Annotated in this window: 18 protein-coding genes; 10 read left to right on the forward strand and 8 right to left on the reverse strand. The window is 71.8% G+C overall.

What is annotated here, in order from left to right:
- The first annotated feature begins 9 nt into the window (after positions 1-9).
- Both ACZ6B1_RS07625 and ACZ6B1_RS07630 read left to right on the forward strand, forming a co-directional pair.
- Positions 10-1,356, forward strand: a complete 1,347-nt coding sequence (locus tag ACZ6B1_RS07625; RefSeq protein WP_468775840.1) for a nicotinate phosphoribosyltransferase — start codon at positions 10-12, stop codon at positions 1,354-1,356.
- 101 nt (positions 1,357-1,457) lie between these two features.
- A complete protein-coding gene (locus ACZ6B1_RS07630) occupies positions 1,458-2,051 on the forward strand; it encodes an isochorismatase family protein (RefSeq protein ID WP_468775842.1) in 594 nt (197 codons plus the stop codon).
- 54 nt (positions 2,052-2,105) lie between these two features.
- Here the strand turns inward: ACZ6B1_RS07630 and ACZ6B1_RS07635 are convergent, their stop codons facing one another.
- Positions 2,106-2,444: a hypothetical protein gene (locus ACZ6B1_RS07635; RefSeq protein WP_468775844.1), complete on the reverse strand. Its 339-nt coding sequence runs from the start codon at positions 2,442-2,444 to the stop codon at positions 2,106-2,108.
- Positions 2,445-2,565: 121 nt separating this feature from the next.
- Positions 2,566-4,923 carry an immune inhibitor A domain-containing protein gene (locus ACZ6B1_RS07640; protein WP_468775846.1) on the reverse strand — a complete coding sequence of 786 codons (2,358 nt, stop codon included), beginning with the start codon at positions 4,921-4,923 and terminating at the stop codon, positions 2,566-2,568.
- 369 nt (positions 4,924-5,292) lie between these two features.
- Here ACZ6B1_RS07640 and ACZ6B1_RS07645 point away from each other — a divergent pair, with 369 nt between their 5' ends.
- Positions 5,293-5,529 (forward strand): hypothetical protein, encoded by a 237-nt coding sequence (locus ACZ6B1_RS07645; RefSeq protein WP_468775848.1) that lies wholly within the window; start codon positions 5,293-5,295, stop codon positions 5,527-5,529.
- A gap of 72 nt (positions 5,530-5,601) precedes the next feature.
- On the opposite strand, the gene ACZ6B1_RS07650 is transcribed toward ACZ6B1_RS07645, so the two are convergent.
- Both ACZ6B1_RS07650 and ACZ6B1_RS07655 read right to left on the reverse strand, forming a co-directional pair.
- Positions 5,602-6,372 (reverse strand): RDD family protein, encoded by a 771-nt coding sequence (locus ACZ6B1_RS07650; protein ID WP_468775850.1) that lies wholly within the window; start codon positions 6,370-6,372, stop codon positions 5,602-5,604.
- Between the two features lie 139 nt (positions 6,373-6,511).
- Entirely contained in the window at positions 6,512-8,125 is a 1,614-nt protein-coding gene (locus ACZ6B1_RS07655) for an RDD family protein (RefSeq protein ID WP_468775852.1), read from the reverse strand.
- 232 nt (positions 8,126-8,357) lie between these two features.
- Here ACZ6B1_RS07655 and ACZ6B1_RS07660 point away from each other — a divergent pair, with 232 nt between their 5' ends.
- Positions 8,358-8,771, forward strand: coding sequence for an SsgA family sporulation/cell division regulator (locus ACZ6B1_RS07660; RefSeq protein WP_468775854.1), 414 nt, complete (start codon positions 8,358-8,360; stop codon positions 8,769-8,771).
- A gap of 14 nt (positions 8,772-8,785) precedes the next feature.
- On the opposite strand, the gene ACZ6B1_RS07665 is transcribed toward ACZ6B1_RS07660, so the two are convergent.
- A complete protein-coding gene (locus ACZ6B1_RS07665) occupies positions 8,786-10,192 on the reverse strand; it encodes an FAD-binding oxidoreductase (protein ID WP_468775856.1) in 1,407 nt (468 codons plus the stop codon).
- A gap of 93 nt (positions 10,193-10,285) precedes the next feature.
- Between ACZ6B1_RS07665 and ACZ6B1_RS07670 the strand changes: the two genes are divergently transcribed.
- On the forward strand, positions 10,286-11,779 hold the full coding sequence (locus ACZ6B1_RS07670) for a tetratricopeptide repeat protein (protein WP_468775857.1): 1,494 nt from the start codon (positions 10,286-10,288) through the stop codon (positions 11,777-11,779).
- 9 nt (positions 11,780-11,788) lie between these two features.
- On the opposite strand, the gene hppD is transcribed toward ACZ6B1_RS07670, so the two are convergent.
- Positions 11,789-12,934 carry a 4-hydroxyphenylpyruvate dioxygenase gene (gene hppD / locus ACZ6B1_RS07675; RefSeq protein WP_468775859.1) on the reverse strand — a complete coding sequence of 382 codons (1,146 nt, stop codon included), beginning with the start codon at positions 12,932-12,934 and terminating at the stop codon, positions 11,789-11,791.
- 124 nt (positions 12,935-13,058) lie between these two features.
- Here hppD and ACZ6B1_RS07680 point away from each other — a divergent pair, with 124 nt between their 5' ends.
- The 5 genes from ACZ6B1_RS07680 to ACZ6B1_RS07700 all read left to right on the forward strand — a co-directional run bounded on the left by ACZ6B1_RS07680 (position 13,059) and on the right by ACZ6B1_RS07700 (position 17,280).
- Positions 13,059-13,529: an Lrp/AsnC family transcriptional regulator gene (locus ACZ6B1_RS07680; RefSeq protein ID WP_199210734.1), complete on the forward strand. Its 471-nt coding sequence runs from the start codon at positions 13,059-13,061 to the stop codon at positions 13,527-13,529.
- 68 nt (positions 13,530-13,597) lie between these two features.
- Positions 13,598-14,245, forward strand: a complete 648-nt coding sequence (locus ACZ6B1_RS07685) for an ABC transporter permease (protein WP_468775861.1) — start codon at positions 13,598-13,600, stop codon at positions 14,243-14,245.
- The gene (locus ACZ6B1_RS07690; protein WP_468775863.1) at positions 14,238-15,479 is read left to right on the forward strand and encodes a betaine/proline/choline family ABC transporter ATP-binding protein; all 1,242 of its coding nucleotides are present in this window, start codon (positions 14,238-14,240) and stop codon (positions 15,477-15,479) included. Before ACZ6B1_RS07685 ends, ACZ6B1_RS07690 begins: the two co-directional genes overlap by 8 nt.
- Positions 15,476-16,324, forward strand: coding sequence for an ABC transporter permease (locus ACZ6B1_RS07695; RefSeq protein WP_468775864.1), 849 nt, complete (start codon positions 15,476-15,478; stop codon positions 16,322-16,324). The genes ACZ6B1_RS07690 and ACZ6B1_RS07695 overlap by 4 nt, the downstream gene beginning before the upstream one ends.
- Positions 16,321-17,280, forward strand: a complete 960-nt coding sequence (locus ACZ6B1_RS07700) for a glycine betaine ABC transporter substrate-binding protein (protein WP_468775866.1) — start codon at positions 16,321-16,323, stop codon at positions 17,278-17,280. The genes ACZ6B1_RS07695 and ACZ6B1_RS07700 overlap by 4 nt, the downstream gene beginning before the upstream one ends.
- Positions 17,281-17,494: 214 nt before the next feature.
- Here ACZ6B1_RS07700 and ACZ6B1_RS07705 read toward each other — a convergent pair whose 3' ends face one another.
- Together ACZ6B1_RS07705 and ACZ6B1_RS07710 are read right to left on the reverse strand one after the other, a co-directional pair.
- Entirely contained in the window at positions 17,495-18,286 is a 792-nt protein-coding gene (locus ACZ6B1_RS07705; protein ID WP_468775868.1) for a S16 family serine protease, read from the reverse strand.
- A gap of 42 nt (positions 18,287-18,328) precedes the next feature.
- Complete coding sequence (locus ACZ6B1_RS07710; protein ID WP_468775870.1) at positions 18,329-18,970, reverse strand: IclR family transcriptional regulator; 642 nt, start codon at positions 18,968-18,970, stop codon at positions 18,329-18,331.
- Positions 18,971-18,983: the final 13 nt, after the last annotated feature.

Below are 18,983 nucleotides of genomic sequence, written 5' to 3' on the forward strand. Positions count from 1 at the left end.
GAGGTAGTGGTGGACGTGGCGGACCTGGGGCTGCCGGTGGACGTTCCCTCGACGGCGCTCTTCACGGACCAGTACGAGCTCACGATGCTGCAGGCCGCCCTGAAGGCGGGTACGGCCGAGCGCCGCAGCGTCTTCGAGGTCTTCACCCGGCGGCTGCCCCACGGGCGCCGTTACGGCGTGGTGGCGGGCACCGGGCGGGTGCTGGACGCGGTCGAGAACTTCCGCTTCGACGAGGGCGTCCTCGGCTTCCTGCGGGAGCGTGGGATCGTCGACGAGGAGACCCTGAAGTGGCTCGCCGGCTACCGCTTCAGCGGCGATGTGTGGGGCTACCCCGAGGGGGAGGTGTACTTCCCGGGCTCGCCGATCCTGCGGGTCGAGGGCTCCTTCGCCGAGTGCGTGCTGCTGGAGACCGTGATCCTGTCCATCCTCAACCACGACTCGGCGATCGCCGCCGCCGCGTCCCGGATGGCCTCCGCCGCCGGCGACCGGCCGCTGATCGAGATGGGTGCCCGCCGCACCCACGAGCTGGCCGCCGTGGCCGCCTCCCGGGCCGCCTACGTCGGGGGCTTCGCGACCACCTCGGACCTCGCGGCCGGCTTCCGGTACGGCATCCCGACCGTCGGCACCTCCGCGCACGCCTTCACCCTGCTGCACGACCGGGAGCGGGACGCCTTCCAGGCCCAGGTGGAGTCCCTCGGCCGGGGCACCACGCTCCTGGTGGACACCTACGACGTCGCCGAGGCCGTCCGTACGGCGGTGGAGGTGGCCGGGCCCGAACTGGGCGCGGTGCGCATCGACTCCGGGGACCTGCTGCTGGTCGCGCACCGGGTGCGGCAGCAGCTCGACGAGCTGGGCGCGACCGGCACGAAGATCGTCGTCACCTCCGACCTGGACGAGTACGCCATCGCCTCGCTGGCGGCGGCGCCCGTGGACGCGTACGGCGTCGGCACCCAGCTCGTGACCGGTTCCGGGCACCCGACGTGCTCGATGGTCTACAAGCTGGTCGCGCGGGCCGATTCCGCCGACCCGGCGGCGCCGATGGTGCCGGTGGCGAAGAAGTCCAGCGGGGGCAAGGCCTCCGTCGGCGGCCGCAAGTGGGCGGCGCGGCGGCTGGACCGGGACGGCGTCGCGGAGGCCGAGGTCGTGGGCACCGGACCGGTCCCCGACGAGCTCGCCGGACAGCAGCTCCTGGTGCGGCTGATCGAGGACGGCGAGGTCGTCGCGCGCGAGCCGCTGGACGTGCCCCGCGACCGGCACATCGCGGTGCGCGCCGCCCTGCCGCTGTCCGCGACGCAGCTCTCCCGGGGCGAGCCCGTCCTCCCGACGGAGTACACGCAGGGCCTCTCGGGTAGCTAAAGCAGGACGCCCGCCGCTCCCCCGCCCGTCGACCCCCTCCCGCAGGGCACGCGAAGTCTCTAGGCTCAGTTACTCAACCGGACAGTCGAAGGACACCCACCATGCGCCGCGCCTTGATCGTCGTAGACGTGCAGAACGACTTCTGCGAGGGAGGCAGCCTGGCGGTGGCCGGCGGCGCCGACGTGGCCGCCGCCGTCACCGAGCTGATCGGGCAGGCCGGGGGCACCGCGTACCGCCATGTGGTGGCCACCCGAGACCACCACATCGCGCCCGGCGGCCACTTCGCCGACGACCCCGACTTCGTCCACTCCTGGCCCGCGCACTGCGTCGCGGGCACCGAGGGCGTCGGCTTCCACCCGAACTTCGCGCCGGCCGTCGCCTCCGGCGCGGTGGACGCGGTGTTCGACAAGGGCGCGTACTCGGCGGCCTACAGCGGCTTCGAGGGCGCCGACGAGAACGGCGTCCCGCTGGCCGACTGGCTGCGCGCCCGGCACATCGACGAGGTGGACGTGGTCGGCATAGCCACCGACCACTGCGTACGGGCCACCGCGCTGGACGCGCTCCGGGAGGGTTTCCGCACGCAGATCCTCCTCGACCTGACCGCGGGCGTCGCCCCGGAGACGACGGAGCGGGCCCTGGAGGAGCTGCGCGAGGCCGGGGTGGAGCTCACCGGCAAGCCGGTGGTCGGCGGCTAGGGTCTTCCGTTCGGATCAGGCCGGACCAGGCTGTCCGCGGCCCGCCCGGGGTGCTCAGCCGCGCTGGGCCACGGCAGGTGCGCGCAGCAGGGCGCGGATCGGGTGCCACAGCTCGGTCACGGTGACATCGCTGTCCGGAGCCGTGCGCCATATCAGGCCGTCGGGATGGTGCAGCACCGCCGTGATCTCGTCCGGGGTCGGCGGGGCGGCGTTTCCCCGCAGGTAGATCGCGCGCAGACCCAGGTTGCGGAGCCTGGTCAGGGCTCGTGCGCGGTTCTGGGCGTGCACCAGGACGCGCACCCCGGCGGAGCCGCCGGCCGGGCTGGGGCTGGGCAGGTTGAGTGCCACCACCACCGTGCCGTTCGGCAGTTTGCTGAAGCCTCCTGCGGCCATGCGGTCACATCCCCGTTTCGGTCGGTGTCAATAAGCGAGCCACAGGACGCACCTAAACACGATCGGCGGCGACCCGCCAGGGGGTCACCGCCGATACGCTTTTGACCTGCGGATATATCCGCTACTTCACCGCGGGGCCGACTTCGAGCTCGATGGTCGTGCCGCCGCCGCTCTGCTTGACGATCTTGACCTTGGTGTTGGTGTCAGTGATCTTGACACCGCCCGTCGGGTTCGACGCGTCGTAGTAGGTGCTGGTGTGGTCGTTGAAGACCGGCACACCCTTCTGCGACTTGATCTTGAGCGCCTTGTCGGCCTTGTGCAGCGTGAACGCGTCCGTGGCGTCCAGGCCGAACGTCGAGTCGAAGGCCTGGATCCGGTTGCGCAGCAGCGTGCCGTCGGACCACTTGAGCGCCTTGTAGTGCGCGTCCACGGGCAGGATCAGACCGGTGCCCGGGTGACCGTTGGTGCTGTTCGTGTTGTTGTCCGCCTGGGAGGTGTCCCACTTCCAGATCAGCAGGCCGTTCTGGTACGGGTAGTGCTCCACCCAGTCCGGGCGCGACGAGAAGCCGAAGTTGTACGGACCGACCTTGAGGGTCTTGTCGTACGAGACGTACTGGCGGTTCTCGGCGAGGTAGTACTGCTTGTAGTCCTTGGTGAAGGACGCACCGACGCGGGAGAAGCCGTTGGCCGTCCAAGCGGCGTCCGCGGACTCGGCGTTGTCGGAGAACACCGGCGTGCCGTCGGCCGTCACCGTGATCTCGTCGGCCGTGAAGCCCTTCAGGGCCACACCACCGTCGGTCTGGTAGCGGAAGCGCAGCTGCACCTTCTGGCCGGCGTAGGCGTCCAGCGAGTACGACAGCTTCTTGTAGCCGTCGACCGAGCCGGTCAGGGCCGGCTTGCCGGAGGCGTCACGCGGGATGGCCTGGCCGTCCACCGTGCCGTCGAGGGCGGTCCAGTTGGCGCCACCGTCGGTCGACACCTCGGTGTAGAGGTAGTCGTACTCGGACTCGATGTCGTACCAGCCGTCGAGCGAGAGGGTGGCCGACGTCTTGCCCGTGAGGTCCACGGAGCGGGTCAGGGTGTTCTTGAGGTCGTCGCCGCTGCCGCTCCACCACTGGGTGGCGCCCTCGGCCGGGGTGACGATCTCGGTCTTCACGGCCTTGTTCGGCAGCGAGACGACCAGCGCCTGGCGGTACTTGGTGTTGTACTCGGCGACGCCCAGCTTGTGCCAGGACTTGACGCCCGCCTTGGCGGTGTCGTAGTTCAGCCAGCCGAGCTGCAGCTTGTCCCAGGCGTTCATGTCGCCGGGCAGGTCGCCGATGGACTCCTTGCCGGTACCCAGCCAGGAACCGGAGGACATCAGCGTCCAGAAGCCGGTGGAGTTGTCGCCGCCGGCGGTGTCGTACTCGTCCGGCAGACCGAGGTCGTGGCCGTACTCGTGGGCGAACACACCGAGGCCGCCGTTCTCCGGCTGGATGGTGTAGTCGCCGACCCAGACACCGGTGTCGCCGACCTGCGTGCCGCCGAGCTTGTTGTCGCTGGGGCCGGTTGCGCCGGCGTCGGTGCCGAAGGCGTACCAGCGGTGCGCCCAGATGGCGTCCGTGCCCTGGGCGCCGCCGCCCGCGGACTCGTCCTCACCGGCGTGCACGAGCTGGAAGTGGTCGACGTAGCCGTCGGGCTCGTTGAAGTTGCCGTCGCCGTCGAAGTCGTAGCGGTCCCACTGGTCGTACTTGGCCAGGTCCGCCTTGATGTCGGCGTCGGACTTGCCGGCCTTCTTCTGGTCGGCGACCCAGGCGCCCAGACCGTCGCGGACGACGTTCCACACGCTGGAGCAGTTGGTCTGACCGCAGGCGTTGTTGCCGTAACGGGCCTCGTTGTACGGGACCTTGACCCAGTCCGAGACCTCGCCGTCGACCGAGTAGCGGCCCGAGGACTGCTTCTCGTAGTACTTCTTCAGCGACTCCTTCTTCGAGCTGGTGCCGAAGTACAGGTCCTGGAAGTGCTTCTGGTTGTAGTCCTGCTGCCAGGCCGTCGAGTTGTCCTTCTTGCGGTCCGGCTTGGCGATCGTGTTGTGCAGCGGACCGGCGGTACCCCCGTACTTGGGGTCCGTCTGGTCGCCGAACTCGACCAGGATGGTGAAGATCTTGTCGGTCTTCTCCCGGCTCAGCTCGACGTACTTGCTGTCGCCCTTCTTGCTCTTGAGCTGGACGACCTTCGAGCCGTTGCGGTCCTTGGCCTTCGTCTTGCCTGCTATGAGCTGGTTCAGGGCCTCCTGACGCTGGGCGCGCTGCGTCTTGCTCAGCGGGCCGTCGAGGTCGTGGGCCTTCTGCTTCACCGGGGCCGGGTCGTGCCGGTTCGCGGCTGCCGACGGGGCCTGGGTGCTCGCCTCGGCGACCGCGAAGGTCGCGTAGGTGGCGGAGGCCGTCGCGAGCGCCACACCTATGGCGGCGGCTCTGAACGTCCAGGGTCTGCTGGTCACTTGAGTTCCTCCCCCGCGCCGCGCTGCACGGACAGGGGGTTCCCATTTGATGGAGAGTTCCGTGCGCGCACGTTCAACGCGTGTATCAAGTGACGTCATTTGACTAGAGGTTTAGAAGAAAAAACAGACCTTGACTTGAGCAGGACAAGTGCACTATGCGGAGAACAGGTTCGCTTTACGAACGCCGTGGGTGCCGTCCGACGGGCGCGTGGGACCGTCCGCTTCCCGGACCCCATGACTCCGTGCGCCCCCTGTGCACCGGTACCGTGGGTTAGGTCATGCTTACCGGGCGCGCTGCTCGGGCATGCACCGCGAAGAGAGTCGAACGGCACCCCGAATCCCCCGAGATGTTCCGAGGACACGATTGCCATGCCTCGTCCGACCGCCGCACAGCTCGCCTACGGTTCGTGCACCGTGATCCTGTCGACACTCGCCATGCTGTTGCTGTCGCAGGCGAGTTCGGGCCTCGCGATCTCCTTCATCGCCCTGGCCGCGCTCGCCCTGGGGCTGCTCGTCGCGATGACGGTGCCCCTGCCCAGGGCGCGCACCGTCGCGATGCCCGCCGAGGCGGCGCGGGAGAGCGAGCGGGTCCCGACCACGCTCTGAACGGCGCACACGTGAGCGGCGGGTCCGTGGCATCCACGAACCCGCCGCTGTCGTACCAGAACCCCGCGCGCCTCAGCGGGTGTCGACCTCCACCGTCTTGGCCGCCTTGTCGTGCAGGCCCTGTTTGTACGGCTTGTCGAAGTAGCTCCAGCCGCCGCAGATCACCGTCCAGACGCAGGCGCAGCAGAAGGCGAACGGCAGCCACAGCACCAGGGCGCGGACCAGCGAGGTCTGCGTCGAGGGCGTGGCACCGTCGTTCAGGTTGGCCACCCGCATCTTGAGCCACTTCTTGCCGAGGGTCTGCCCCGACTTGGCGATCAGGATCGTGTCGTAGGCGACGTAGAGGACGGCGGCGACGAAGGACTGCCAGAGGGACCGGCCGACCTCCATCCGGTTCCCGTTCACGTCGTACTGGTGCACCCCGAGGGGCCAGGTGACCAGCCAGACGACGATGCCCACGAGGATCATGTCGATGATGCGGGCGAGGGTGCGCCGGCCGCTGTCCGCGAGCGGGGGCATGCCAGCCAGGGGGTCGGCGGGGCCGCCGTACGGGCCACCGCCGTAGGGGCCCCCGGCGCCGTGGGGGCCGCCCCCGTAGGGGCCGCCACCACCGGGGGGTTCACCACCACCGCCGTAGGGGGGCGGCTGCTGTCCTCCCCAGGACGGCGGGGGCTGCCCGCCCTCGCCGGGGGGCGGCTGTCCGCCGCCGGGCGGCGGGGGCTGCCGGTCGCCGTACGGGCTGTCGTACGGCGAGCCCGCCCCCTGGTCCGACGGGGGCCGCTTCCTGAACGGGTCGTCCTCGGGGGGCTCCGCGCCGGAGCCGGGGGGCGGTTCACTGCTCATGTGCCCGAGTGGACCGCGAACGCAGCGGCTCCGCATCCGGCAGGCGGCCGTACGGGTTACGGGGCCCCGCCGGCCCGCGTCGGCCCCCCTCACTCCGCGCCGGTCCGTGCCGGTCCGCGTCGGTCCAGGTCAGTCCGGGTCAGTCCGCGACGAAGGTGTGGGCCGCCTTGTCGTGCCAGCACTGGCGCCACGGCCGGTCGAACAGGCACCACAGCACACCGAGCAGGCCGACGCCGAGCAGGCCGGGAACGCTGTAGACCAGCCAGCGGCGCAGGGCCGCGCCGAACCCCGGCGGCTCGTGCCCCTCGATGTCCCGGACCTCGATCCCGCACAGCTTCTTGCCCAGCGTGCGGCCCCACTTGGCGGTGGGCAGCGCCTCGTACAGCACGCCGAAGACCAGCAGGACGCCGAGGACGATGCCGAGCGCGGTGCCGGTCGTGCCGTCGATCAGCCAGACGGTGACGGTGCGGCCGGACAGCTTGGCCTCGTCGATCTTGTCCTGGATGTGGTCGACCGCCTGGGTGCCGAGCGGGACGGCGGCGGCCGCGGTGACGGCGCCGAGGACCAGGTTGTCGATCAGCCGGGCCGCGAACCGCTTGCCGAGACCGGCCGGACGGGCCGCGGCCTGCCGGCGGGCCACCGCCTGGAACGGGTCCTCGACCGGCGGCTTCCACGGCGCCACGGGCTGCTCGTCCGCTCCCCCGGCCAGCCGGTGCACCTGCTGCGCCCAGGACGCCTGGCCGCCACCGGGCCCGGCGGTCAGCGGCGTTCCGGAGCCGCCGGGCTGCCGGGCTGCCGACTGCTGCGGCACGGCCGGCTGGGACGCGGCCTGCTGCGGCGCGGCCGGCTGCGGCGCGGCCGGCTGCGGCGCGGCCGACTGGGGTGCGGCCGACTCGGGTGCGGCCGACTCGGGTGCGGCCTGCTGGGGTGCGGCCTGCTGGGGCACGGCGGAGGCCGCGGCCGCCGGGGCCGCCGAGACCTGGGGCGGCTGCGGGCTCTGTGCGCCCGCGGCACGCGCGGCGGCGGCCTTCCCGGCGCCGAAGCCGGGGCCCGCGGCCGGGCCCTGCGCACCCCCGCCGCCGGACCCGGCGGCGCCTCCCGGACCCGCCTGCGGCGCCACGGCGGGCCCCTGGGTGCCGAAGCCCCCGGAGGCCTGGCCACCGGAACCCGTGACGGCCGGGCCGAAACCAGGGGTGCCGGCGGTACCGGGGGCGCCGCCCGCTTCGGGGGCGGAGGCCGCGGGCGTGCCGGACTGCCGGCCCTGGGCCGGGTTCTGTCCCTGCCCAGGAACCTGACGGAACGTCATGGTGCCGGAGTCCTGGACGGCCGCGGGACCCGGGACCGGCCGGCGGAAGATGAAGGTGCCGCTGGGGTCGGGCTCGTCCTCGGCCGGCGGGATCGACGCCGTGCCGTCGGTACGGGCGGCGTGCCCGGCCGGCTGGGACGGGGTGTCCGCGGGGACCCGCGGGTCGGCGCCCCAGGCGGACGCCTGCCGCTGGTCGGGCCGCTCGGCGGCGGGTCCCGGCTGCGGGTCCTCGTCGAAGAAGTGCGGGCCCGTCTCCTCCACGGCCGGGACCGGCGGGTGGAACCCGGGCGGCGGGTTGAGCGGTTCGCCGTCCCGCGGCGCCGGCCGGCTGGTGCCCGGCACCCAGGAGGCGCCGTTCCAGTACCGGACGTAGCCGGGGATGGACGGGTCCGGGTAGTAGCCCTCGCGGGGCCTGTCGTCACCGGGGGCCGGGGTTGGGGCGCTCATGTCCGTCGTCCCGTATCTGCTCGGGGGTGGTAAGGGGCTCCACATCTATCAGACCGGCGCATGCCGCACCGCCAGTCCCGCCGTACCCACCCCTTTCCGGGCAACGCCGTCCACGGATCCCGCACCCGGCCGGAGAAACTTCCCCGAACCCGCGTAATGATCGTGCCCCTGCCCCCTCTCCCCCGGTGCGGGCCCACTCGGAAGCGGCCCCGGAAGAGAGGAAACACAGGTCATGCAGCAGACCGTGGTGGAACGGGAGCTGGAGATCCAGCTCGTCCTGTCGCCCGAGCGGAGCGTCCCGGTGCCGGCCCGGCTGGGTTACCGGTCCGGCGACCCCTACGCCGTGCACCTCACCTTCCACACCAACTCCGAGCAGCCCGTCGAGTGGACGTTCGCCCGGGAGCTTCTGGTGGACGGGGTATTCCGGCCGTGCGGACACGGCGACGTGCGGGTGTGGCCGACGAAGGCCGAGGGCCGTGGCGTCGTCCTGATCGCGCTGAGTTCGCCGGACGGCGACGCCCTGCTGGAGCTGCCGGCCACACCGGTCACCGCCTGGCTGGAGCGGACGCTGCGGGCGGTGCCGCCGGGCACCGAGGAGGGGCAGCTCGGCATCGACGACGCGCTCGACGAGCTGCTCGCCCGGTGACACCCGGCGGCGGCTCAGAAGAGCTTGCCCGGGTTGAGGATGCCGAGCGGGTCGAAGACCCGCTTCACCGCGCGCTGCATCTCCACGCCGACCGGCCCGATCTCCCGCGCCAGCCACTCCTTCTTGAGCACGCCCACACCGTGCTCGCCGGTGATGGTGCCGCCGAGTTCCAGGCCGAGCGCCATGATCTCGTCGAAGGACTCGCGGGCCCGCCGGGACTCGTCGACGTCCTGGGCGTCGAAGCAGACGGTGGGGTGGGTGTTGCCGTCTCCGGCGTGCGCGCAGACGCCGATGGTGAGGCCGTACTCGGCGGCGATCCGCTCGACGCCCTCGAGCATCGCGCCGAGCTTCGAGCGGGGCACGCACACGTCGTCGATCATCGTCGTGCCCTTGACCGCCTCCAGCGCGGTCAGCGAGAGCCGCCGGGCCTGCATCAGGAGTTCGGACTCGGCGGCGTCCTCGGCAGGGACCACCTGGGTGGCTCCGGCCGCCTCGCACAGCGCGCCGAGGGCGGCGAGGTCGGCGGCGGGGTCCGGGGTGTCGAAGGCGGCCAGCAGCAGCGCCTCGGTGGTCTCCGGCAGACCCATGTGGGCGAGGTCGTTGACCGCCTTGACGGTCGTACGGTCCATCAGTTCGAGGAGGGACGGCACATGCCCGCCCTCCATGATCCGGCAGACGGCGTCGCAGGCGGCGGCCGACGAGGCGAACTCGGCGGCCAGCACGAGCTGCGGGGGCGGCTTCGGCTTCAGCGCCAGCACGGCCCGCACGACGACGCCGAGGGAACCCTCGGATCCGACGAACAGGCGGGTCAGGTCGTAGCCCGCCACCCCCTTGGCGGTGCGCCGGCCGGTGGACATCAGCCGGCCGTCGGCGAGGACGACGTCGAGGCCGAGCACGTACTCGGCCGTGACCCCGTACTTCACGCAGCACAGTCCGCCGGAGGCGGTGCCGATGTTGCCCCCGATGGTGCACGTCTCCCAGCTCGACGGGTCCGGCGGGTAGTACAGGCCGTGCTCGCCCACCTCGCGGGAGAGCGCCGCGTTGACGACACCCGGTTCGACGACGGCGATCCGGTCGACCGGGCTGATCTCCAGGATGCGGTCCATCCGGGTCAGGGACAGCACGATGGAGCCGTCGGTGGCGTTGGCGCCGCCGGACAGGCCCGTGCGGGCACCCTGCGGGACCACGGGGACGCGCAGCTCGGTCGCGGTCCGCATGACGTGCTGCACCTGCTCGACGGTGCGCGGCAGCACGACCACGGCCGGGGCGCCGGACGGGCAGAAGCTCGCCATGTCGTTGGCGTAGGAGGCCGTGACGTCGGGATCGGTCAGGACGGCCTCGGGGGGCAGGCCGGCCAGGAGCCGGTCGGTGAGGTTGCTCGTCACTTCGTCGCGGGGCGCTTCGATACGGCTCACGATCACAGCGTGACACTCGGGGGCCATCGGTGTGAACCCCGTCCGTGCCGTCCTTGGGCCACCCGGATGTGCCCGGTGCACTGCCGCACAGTGAGCGGTATGGAGATCCGACCGTACGGCAGCTCCGCCCCCGGTACATCGCTGGTGGCCGAGCCGCCCCCGCCCCGCCGCGCCCGGCGCCTGCTGCGCCGCCTGCTGGTCACCGTGCTGGCGGGCTCGGCCGCGGCGGGCGGCGCGCTGATGCTGCTGCCGCCCAGGCCCGCGCACCACCGGGCGCCCGCGCCCGCCGCCGGCCCGCGGGCACAGGCGCCCGCGCTGACGGCCGCCGCGGTCACCTCCGGGGTGCCGGCCGCGCTGCCGGACCTGACGGCGCTGATCGGGCAGCAGGAGGGCGCGGTACGGGCCCGGCCCCGGGACGCGCGGGCCTGGGCGGTGCTGGGGTCCGCGTATGTGCAGCGGGGGCGGACAGCCGCCGACGCGGCGGACTTCCCGAAGGCGGACCGGGCACTGCGGACCTCGCTGGAGGTGGCCGGCACCCGGCCGGCGGAGCGGGCGGCGGCACTGGGCGGGCTGGCCGCGCTGGCGAACGCGCGGCGGGACTTCCCGGCGGCGAAACGGTACGGCGAGCAGGCGCTGAAGCTGACCCCGAAGCGCTGGTCGGCGTATCCGCCGCTGATCGACGCCTACACCGGGCTCGGCGACTACAAGGCGGCCCGGGGCGCCCTGGACAAGCTGCTGGGGCTGCGCACCGGGGCGGCCGACCGGCCGGCGGTGATGGCGCGGGCCTCGGCCGTCTACCGGGACCGGGGCTGGCGCGAGGACTCCGCGGCCCAGCTGACGGACGCGGCGGCGGCCGCCCGCACCCCCGCCGAGCAGGCCGCGTATCTGACCGGGGTGGGCCAGCTCGCCTGGGAGCGGGGCGACCGGGAGGACGCGCTGCGGCACTTCGAGGCGGCCGTACGGCTGGAACCCGGCCGGCGGGCCGCGCTGTCCGGGAAGGGCCGGGCGCTGGCCGCACTGGGCCGCACCGACGAGGCGGTGGCCGCGTACCGGGCGGCCATGGCCCGGCAGCCGGACGCGCGGGACGCGATGGAGCTGGGCGAGCTGTACGAGTCGCTGGGCCGGTACGAGGACGCCGAGCAGAGTTACGCCCTGCTGCGTGAGCAGGTCCGGCGGTCGGTGGCGGGCGGGGTCGACGAGGAGCTGCTGATCGGGCAGTTCGAGGCGGACCACGCCGACGCGGAGGACGCGGTGGAGCGGCTCCGCGAGGAGTGGCGGCGCCAGCCCGGGATCGAGGTGGCCGACGCCCTCGGCTGGGCGCTGCACCGGGCCGGCGAGGACACCGAGGCGCTGACCTACGCCTCGGCCGCGACGGACAAGGCGAAGGGCGGCGGGGTGCTCAGCGCCCTGTACGCGTACCACCGGGGCATGATCGAACGCGAGCTGGAGCTGGCCGGGCCGGCCCGGCGGCACCTCGAGGAGGCGCTGCGGATCAACCCGTACTTCTCGCCGCTCGGGGCCGCCGCGGCGAGCGAGGCCCTGCGAGGGCTCGGGGGGATTCCCGACGAGCCCGCGCCGGACGACATGTCCTGAGGGACGCCGCTACAGGTTGCCCCGCTTCTCCTGCTCGCGCTCGATCGCCTCGAACAGGGCCTTGAAGTTGCCCTTGCCGAAGCCCATCGAGCCGTGCCGCTCGATCAGTTCGAAGAACACGGTCGGCTTGTCCTGGACCGGCTTGGTGAAGATCTGCAGCAGGTAGCCGTCCTCGTCGCGGTCGGCGAGGATCTTCAGCTCGCGCAGGGTGTCCACGGGCACGCGGGTGTCACCGACCCACTCGCCGAGGGTGTCGTAGTAGGAGTCCGGGGTGTCGAGGAACTGGACACCGGCCGCGCGCATCGTCCGTACCGTCTGGACGATGTCGTTGGTGTTCAGCGCGATGTGCTGGACACCGGCGCCGCCGTAGAACTCCAGGTACTCGTCGATCTGGGACTTCTTCTTGGCGATCGCGGGCTCGTTGATCGGGAACTTCACCTTGAGGGTGCCGTCCGCGACGACCTTCGACATCAGCGCGCTGTACTCGGTGGCGATGTCGTCGCCCACGAACTCCTTCATGTTCGTGAAGCCCATGACCTTGTTGTAGAACTCGACCCACTCGTTCATCCGGCCGAGTTCGACGTTGCCGACGCAGTGGTCGACGGCCTGGAAGGTGCGCTGGGCGGGCTGCGCGACCATCGGCTCGGCCGCCACGTAGCCGGGCAGGTACGGGCCGTCGTAGCCGGTGCGCTCCACCAGGGTGTGGCGGGTCTCGCCGTAGGTGGCGATGGCGGCGAGGACGACGGTGCCGTGCTCGTCCTTCATCTCGTACGGCTCGGTGACCGAGCGGGCGCCGTGTTCGACGGCGTAGGCGTGGGCGGCGCGCGCGTCCGGGACCTCGATGGCCAGGTCGACGACGCCGTCGCCGTGCTCGGCCACGTGCTGGGCGATGAAGTGGCCCCAGGGGCTGCTCGGCTTGATCACCGAGGTGAGGACGAACCGTGCCGAGCCGTTCTCCAGCACGTAACTAGCGGTCTCGCGGCTGCCGTTCTCCGGTCCGGAGTAGGCGACCAGCTTCATGCCGAAGGCGCTGGAGTAGTAGTGCGCGGCCTGCTTGGCGTTGCCCACGGCGAAGACGACCGCGTCCATTCCCTTGACCGGGAAGGGGTCGGCCTGCCGTGCGGTGTCGGGAGTGTGGTCTGTGGTCTGCGTCATAGCGGAAGGGTGGACCGCACCTGCAAGGTGCGCAATAGTTCGCTTAATCACTGGGCAATGTGTTCAGCCCAACGGCCGTGTAGGCGGGCTTTCTGTACAGGATGACCATCCCCCGGGAGGTGCTGTGGCGATCGATCGCCTGGACGGCCGGATCATCGTGCTGCTGGCGCGGGAGCCGCGGATCGGAGTGCTGGAGATGTCCCGGCGGCTCGGCGTCGCCCGGGGGACGGTGCAGGCGCGTCTGGACCGTCTTCAGTCGAATGGAGTCATCCGCGGCTTCGGGCCCCAGGTGGACCCGGCGGCCCTCGGCTACCCGGTCACCGCGTTCGCCACGCTGCAGATCCGGCAGGGTCAAGGGGCCGACGTGAGAGCACACTTGGCGACCGTGCCGGAGGTGCTGGAGCTGCTGACCACCACCGGCAGCGGAGACATGCTGTGCCGGCTCGTGGCCCGCTCCAACGCCGATCTCCAGCGGGTGATCGACCGGGTCGTCGGTTTTGATGGCATCGTCCGGGCCTCCACGGCGATCGTCATGGAGAACCCCGTTCCGCTGCGGATCATCCCGCTGGTGGAGCAGGCCGCCGACGGCGAGTGAGCCGGGGGCCGGTGAACGCGCGCGGCTCGGACGACCGGAAAGGTTCCGACGAGCTGGGGTGAGGGCGCGTGAGCTTCTGGGAGTACCTGGGCAGCCGGCACCAGCAACTGCTCGCGGACGCCTACCAGCACGCCAGCGCGGTCTTCCAGTGCATGGTCGTGGCGACCGTCCTGGGTGTGCTGCTCGGGGTCGCCACCTACCACTCCGAGTGGGCGGGCAACCTCGCCACCACGACCACGGCGACCTTCCTGACCATTCCCTCGCTCGCGATGATCGGCCTGCTCATCCCGATCGTGGGCCTCGGGGTGGCGCCCACCGTGATCGCGCTGATCCTGTACGGACTGCTGCCGATCGTGCGGAACTCCATCGTGGGCCTGCGCGGCGTCGATCCGGCGCTGGTGGACGCGGCCCGCGGGATCGGCATGTCGCGGCCGGCGCGGCTGCTGCGTGTCGAGCTGCCCCTGGCCTGGCCGCCCATCCTGACCGGCATCCGGGTCGCCACGCAGATGCTGATGGGCATCGCGGCCATCGCCGCATACGCCTCCGGCCCCGGCCTGGGCAACGAGATCTTCCGCGGGCTGGCCTCGCTGGGCAGCAAGAACGCCCTCAACCAGGTGCTCGCCGGCACGATCGGCATCGTCATCCTCGCCCTGCTGTTCGACGCCGCGTACGTGCTTCTCGGCCGGCTGACCATTCCCAGGGGGATCCGTGGCTGAGACGACCTCCACGCACGGCGCCACGATCGAGCTGGAGAACCTGACCAAGCGCTACCCGGGCAATCCGCAGCCGGCCGTGGACAACGTCAGCATGGAGATCAAGGCCGGCGAGACGGTGATCTTCGTCGGGCCGTCGGGCTGCGGGAAGTCCACGACGCTGAAGATGATCAACCGGCTGATCGAGCCGACCGGCGGCCGCATCCGCATCGACGGCGAGGACGTCACCCGTATCGACCCGGTGCGGCTGCGCCGCAAGGTCGGGTACGCCATCCAGTCCTCGGGCCTGTTCCCGCACATGACGGTCGCGCAGAACATCGCCCTGGTGCCGCGGATGGTCGGCTGGCCGAAGGGGCGTGTGCGCGAGCGGGTCGAGGAGATGCTGGACCTCGTCGGACTGGACCCCGGCGAGTTCCGCGACCGCTATCCGCGCCAGCTCTCCGGCGGCCAGCAGCAGCGCGTCGGCGTGGCCCGGGCGCTGGCCGCCGATCCCCCGGTGCTGCTGATGGACGAGCCGTTCGGCGCGGTCGACCCGATCACCCGCGACCACCTCCAGGACGAGCTGATCCGGCTCCAGCGCGAGCTGCACAAGACGATCGTCTTCGTCACCCACGACTTCGACGAGGCGATCAAGCTGGGCGACCGGATCGCCGTCCTGCGCGAGCACTCGCACATCGCCCAGTTCGACACCCCGGAGGCCATCCTGACGAACCCGGCCGACGACTTCGTCTCCGGTTTCGTCGGCGCGGGCGCGGCCCTGAAGCGGCTCAACCTGACCCGGGTCCGGGACGTGGAGATGCGGGACTACCCGACGGTGACCGTGGACACCCCGCTGCAGCAGATCTTCGGGTTGCTGCGCGGCGGCGGCACCAACGAGATCCTGCTGCTCGACAAGCGGCGCCGCCCCTACAAGTGGCTGCGGCGCGGCGACCTGATGCGGGCCCGCGGCTCGCTGGCCCGTGCGGGCACGCTGGTGCACGACACGGTGACCCGGGACGCGACCCTGCGCGACGCGCTGGAGGCGGTGCTCACGGACAACGCCGGACGGGTCGCCGTGACCGGGCGGCGCGGGGCGTACATCGGCGTCGTGGACATGGAGACGCTGATGAACTCCGTGCACGAACTGCTGGAGGCCGACCGGCTGGAGGCCATGGAGGCACAGGCCGAGCTGGAGGAGGCCCGCAGCCAGCAGACCCATTTCGAGCAGGAAGGGCACGGAGGGGAGACGAAGGCGTGAGCACCGAGCAGCGGCCCGGGGGCGAGCACGAGGTCGAGGGGCTGCCCGTCCGTGACGGGGGCGAGGCGGAGCAGGAGGCCCCGCCGCCCCGGCAGCGCCCGCCCGCGCGCCGGTTCACCTGGCAGCGGCTGACCGTCCTGCCCGCGCTCCTGATCCTGCTGCTGCTGGGGACCTGGCTGTGGTTCCGCCAGGCGGACCTGGACACGATCTCGCGGAACGCGCTCTCGGGCGGCCAGGTCTCCAAGGCGCTCTGGCAGCACGTGCAGTTGACGGTGATCTCGACGTTCTTCGTGCTGATCATCGCGATCCCGCTGGGCATCCTGCTCACCCGCGGGGCCATGCGGAAGGCGACCCCGCTGGCGATGACGATCGCCAACATGGGCCAGGCGACTCCGGCGATCGGCCTGCTGGCGCTGCTGGTGATCGTGCTGGGGACGGGCACCAGGGCGGCCCTGATCGGCATCATCGTCTACGCCGTGCTGCCCGTGCTGGCCAACACCATCGCCGGCCTGAAGGCCAACGACCCGACGCTGCTGGAGGCGGCCCGCGGCATCGGCATGTCCCCCCTCGGGGTCCTCACCCGTGTCGAACTGCCCCTCGCCGTCCCGCTGATCCTCGCCGGCATCCGTACGGCGCTGGTCCTCAACGTCGGTACGGCGACCCTGGCGACCTTCGGCGGGGGCGGCGGCCTGGGCGTGCTGATCACCACCGGTATCACCACCCAGCGCATGCCGGTCCTGGTGCTCGGCGCCCTCCTCACCATCGCCCTCGCCCTGCTGGTCGACTGGCTGGCGTCGCTGGCGGAGGTCATGCTCCGGCCGCGCGGTCTCGAGGCGGGAGCATGAGGCGCCGGGTGTCGGTGCTGCTGGCCACGCTGCTCGTCGTACCGTCCGGCTGCGGGCTGACCAGCGGCTCCCCGATGGTCGACGACGTCCGGCCGGGGTCCATCGGGGCGGGCGAGCCGCTGAAGGGCGCCCATCTCACCGTCACCTCCAAGGAGTTCACCGAGCAGCTCATCCTCGGCGCGATCATGGGGATCGCCTTCCAGGCCGCCGGCGCGGACGTCCTGGACCGGACCGGCATCCAGGGCTCCATCGGTTCGCGGGAGGCGGTCAAGAACGGGGACGCGGACGCGCAGTACGAGTACACGGGCACGGGCTGGATCACCTACCTGGGCAACAGCCGGCCGATCCCCGACCCGCGCAAGCAGTGGGAGGCGGTGCGCGCGGCGGACCTGAAGAACGGGCTGACCTGGCTGGAGCCGTCGAAGCTCGACAACACCTACGCGCTCGCCATGAACCAGGCCAACTTCAAGAGGTACGGCACGAGAACGCTGTCCGAGGTGGCCGCGCTGTCCAAGAAGGATCCGGGAGCGGTCACCCTGTGCGTGGAGGCCGAGTTCGCCAACCGGGCGGACGGGCTGCCCGGCATGGAGAAGGCGTACGGGATGAGCGTGCCGGCGAAGAACGTCACGCAGATGGACACCGGGATCATCTACACCCAGGTGGCGAAGGGGGCGTGCACCTACGGGGAGGTGTTCACCACCGACGGGCGCATCAAGTCGATGAACCTGGTGGTGATGGCGGACGACAAGAAGTTCTTCCCCAACTACAACGCGACGCCGGTGGTCAACAGCCGGGTGCTGGAGAAGTGGCCGGCCATCGCGAAGGTCATCGAACCGGTCAACGCCAGGCTGGACAACTCGGTGGCGCAGACGCTGAACGCCCGGGTGGACGTCGACGGTCAGGATCCGCACCAGGTGGCACTGGACTGGATGAAGGCGGAGGGGTTCGTGAAGTAGCCGTTCCTCCCGGCCCGACCGCCCCGGAACAGCCGTACCAAGAAGTCGATGCAAAGCCGACCTGCGCGCGGCGGCCGCCGCGCACCACCTCACCGCCGAGGCCAGGCCCCCGGTCGAACTGCGCACCCGCGTCGGCTGGACGCTGGTCGAACTCGGCCTGCGGCTCGCCGCGGCCCCCAGGCCGGTCCAGGCCGCCTGCTAGAGCGGAAGGGCCCTAGCAGCTCGGGACCCCGCCCTTGCCCTTCTCCAGGGCCACCAGGGAGTTCACCGCGCCCTCGAGCGTGGTCACCGGGACCAGCCGCAGGCCCTTCGGCAGCTCCGACTTGGCGTCGGCGCACTCGGCCTTCGGCACCAGGAAGACGGTGGCCCCGTCCCGCCGGGCGGCCTGGGTCTTCAGGGCCACCCCGCCCACCGCGCCGACCTTGCCGGCCGCGTCGATCGTGCCCGTACCGGCGATGGTGCGGCCACCCGTGAGGTCACCGCCGCGGCCGTCGCCGTCCAGGGTGTCGATGATCCCCAGGGTGAACAGCAGCCCCGCGCTCGGCCCGCCCACGTCGGCGAGCTTCAGCCGGACCTTGACCTTGTCGGGGCTCAGGTCCAGGTACTTCAGCGCCGCCTGGGTCGCCGCGTCCTGGGACTGGCGCATCTGCTTCGCGTTGTACTTCTCGATGTCCTTGACGCTGTTCCCGCTCGGGTAGACCGCGTCCCGGGGCATCACGGCCCGGTCCGTGCGGAACCAGTTGCCGAGCACGTCCGCGAGCGACACCCGGGTGTCCGGGCCGGTCGCCTCGATGGTCGTCATCCGCAACTGCCCGCTGGTGTCCCGGGCCGGCGCCCCCGAGACGGTGATCACCCGGGTGCTCCGGTTCTTGCCGAGCACGTCCGCCGTCATCCCGGGCTGCGCCACCGAGAACGGCAGCGGCGCGAAAACCGCCGTGGCGAGCAGGGCCACGACGGGCAGGGCGCAGACGGCGACGGCCTGGGAACGCGTGAGACGTGAGAGCACGCAATCAATCTACGTGACCCCTCGGTGGCGGCCCACCACAGCTCAGCGCAGTGCCTCCGCGACCTCCCGGGCCGCGTCCATCACCCGTGGCCCCACCCGCTCCGGCACGGCGTCCGCCAGCATCACCACGCCCACACTGCCCTCGACCCCCGTCACGCCGACGAGGGGCGCCGCGGCCCCGCAGGCACCCGCCTCCAGCTCCCCGTGGGTCAGGGTGTACCCGGGGTCGGCCTGCGGCGACTGCCGGGCGGAGAGAATCGCCCGGCCCGCGGCACCCCGGTCCAGCGGATGGCGGAAACCGGCCCGGTAGGCCACGTGGTAGTCCGTCCAGGTCGGCTCGACCACCGCGACGGCCAGCGCCTCGGTCCCGTCCACCAGGGTCAGATGCGCCGTCGCCCCGATGTCCTCGGCGAGCGACCGGAGCGCGGGCAGCGCCGCCTCCCGTACCAGCGGATGCACCTGCCGGCCGAGCCGCAGCACCCCGAGCCCGACCCTGGCACGGCCGCCCAGATCACGCCGTACGAGCGCGTGCTGCTCCAGCGTGGCGAGCAACCGGTACACCACGGTCCGGTTGACGCCCAGTTTGTTGGAAAGCTCGGTGACGGTCAGCCCGTGGTCGGTGTCGGCCAGCAACTTGAGGACACGCAGTCCCCGGTCGAGCGTCTGGGAGGTCTCCGCGGTCACGACGCCCACTCCT

The sequence above is a fragment of the Streptomyces sp. NPDC041129 genome (assembly GCF_055592265.1).

Coding starts and splice junctions, on each gene's coding strand:
- ACZ6B1_RS07635 (WP_468775844.1), bottom strand. CDS start 2,444: ATGGCCGCAGGAGGCTTCAGCAAACTGCCGAACGGCACGGTGGTGGTG.
- ACZ6B1_RS07670 (WP_468775857.1), top strand. CDS start 10,286: ATGGAGATCCGACCGTACGGCAGCTCCGCCCCCGGTACATCGCTGGTG.
- ACZ6B1_RS07645 (WP_468775848.1), top strand. CDS start 5,293: ATGCCTCGTCCGACCGCCGCACAGCTCGCCTACGGTTCGTGCACCGTG.
- hppD (WP_468775859.1), bottom strand. CDS start 12,934: ATGACGCAGACCACAGACCACACTCCCGACACCGCACGGCAGGCCGAC.
- ACZ6B1_RS07650 (WP_468775850.1), bottom strand. CDS start 6,372: ATGAGCAGTGAACCGCCCCCCGGCTCCGGCGCGGAGCCCCCCGAGGAC.
- ACZ6B1_RS07660 (WP_468775854.1), top strand. CDS start 8,358: ATGCAGCAGACCGTGGTGGAACGGGAGCTGGAGATCCAGCTCGTCCTG.
- ACZ6B1_RS07700 (WP_468775866.1), top strand. CDS start 16,321: ATGAGGCGCCGGGTGTCGGTGCTGCTGGCCACGCTGCTCGTCGTACCG.
- ACZ6B1_RS07655 (WP_468775852.1), bottom strand. CDS start 8,125: ATGAGCGCCCCAACCCCGGCCCCCGGTGACGACAGGCCCCGCGAGGGC.
- ACZ6B1_RS07630 (WP_468775842.1), top strand. CDS start 1,458: ATGCGCCGCGCCTTGATCGTCGTAGACGTGCAGAACGACTTCTGCGAG.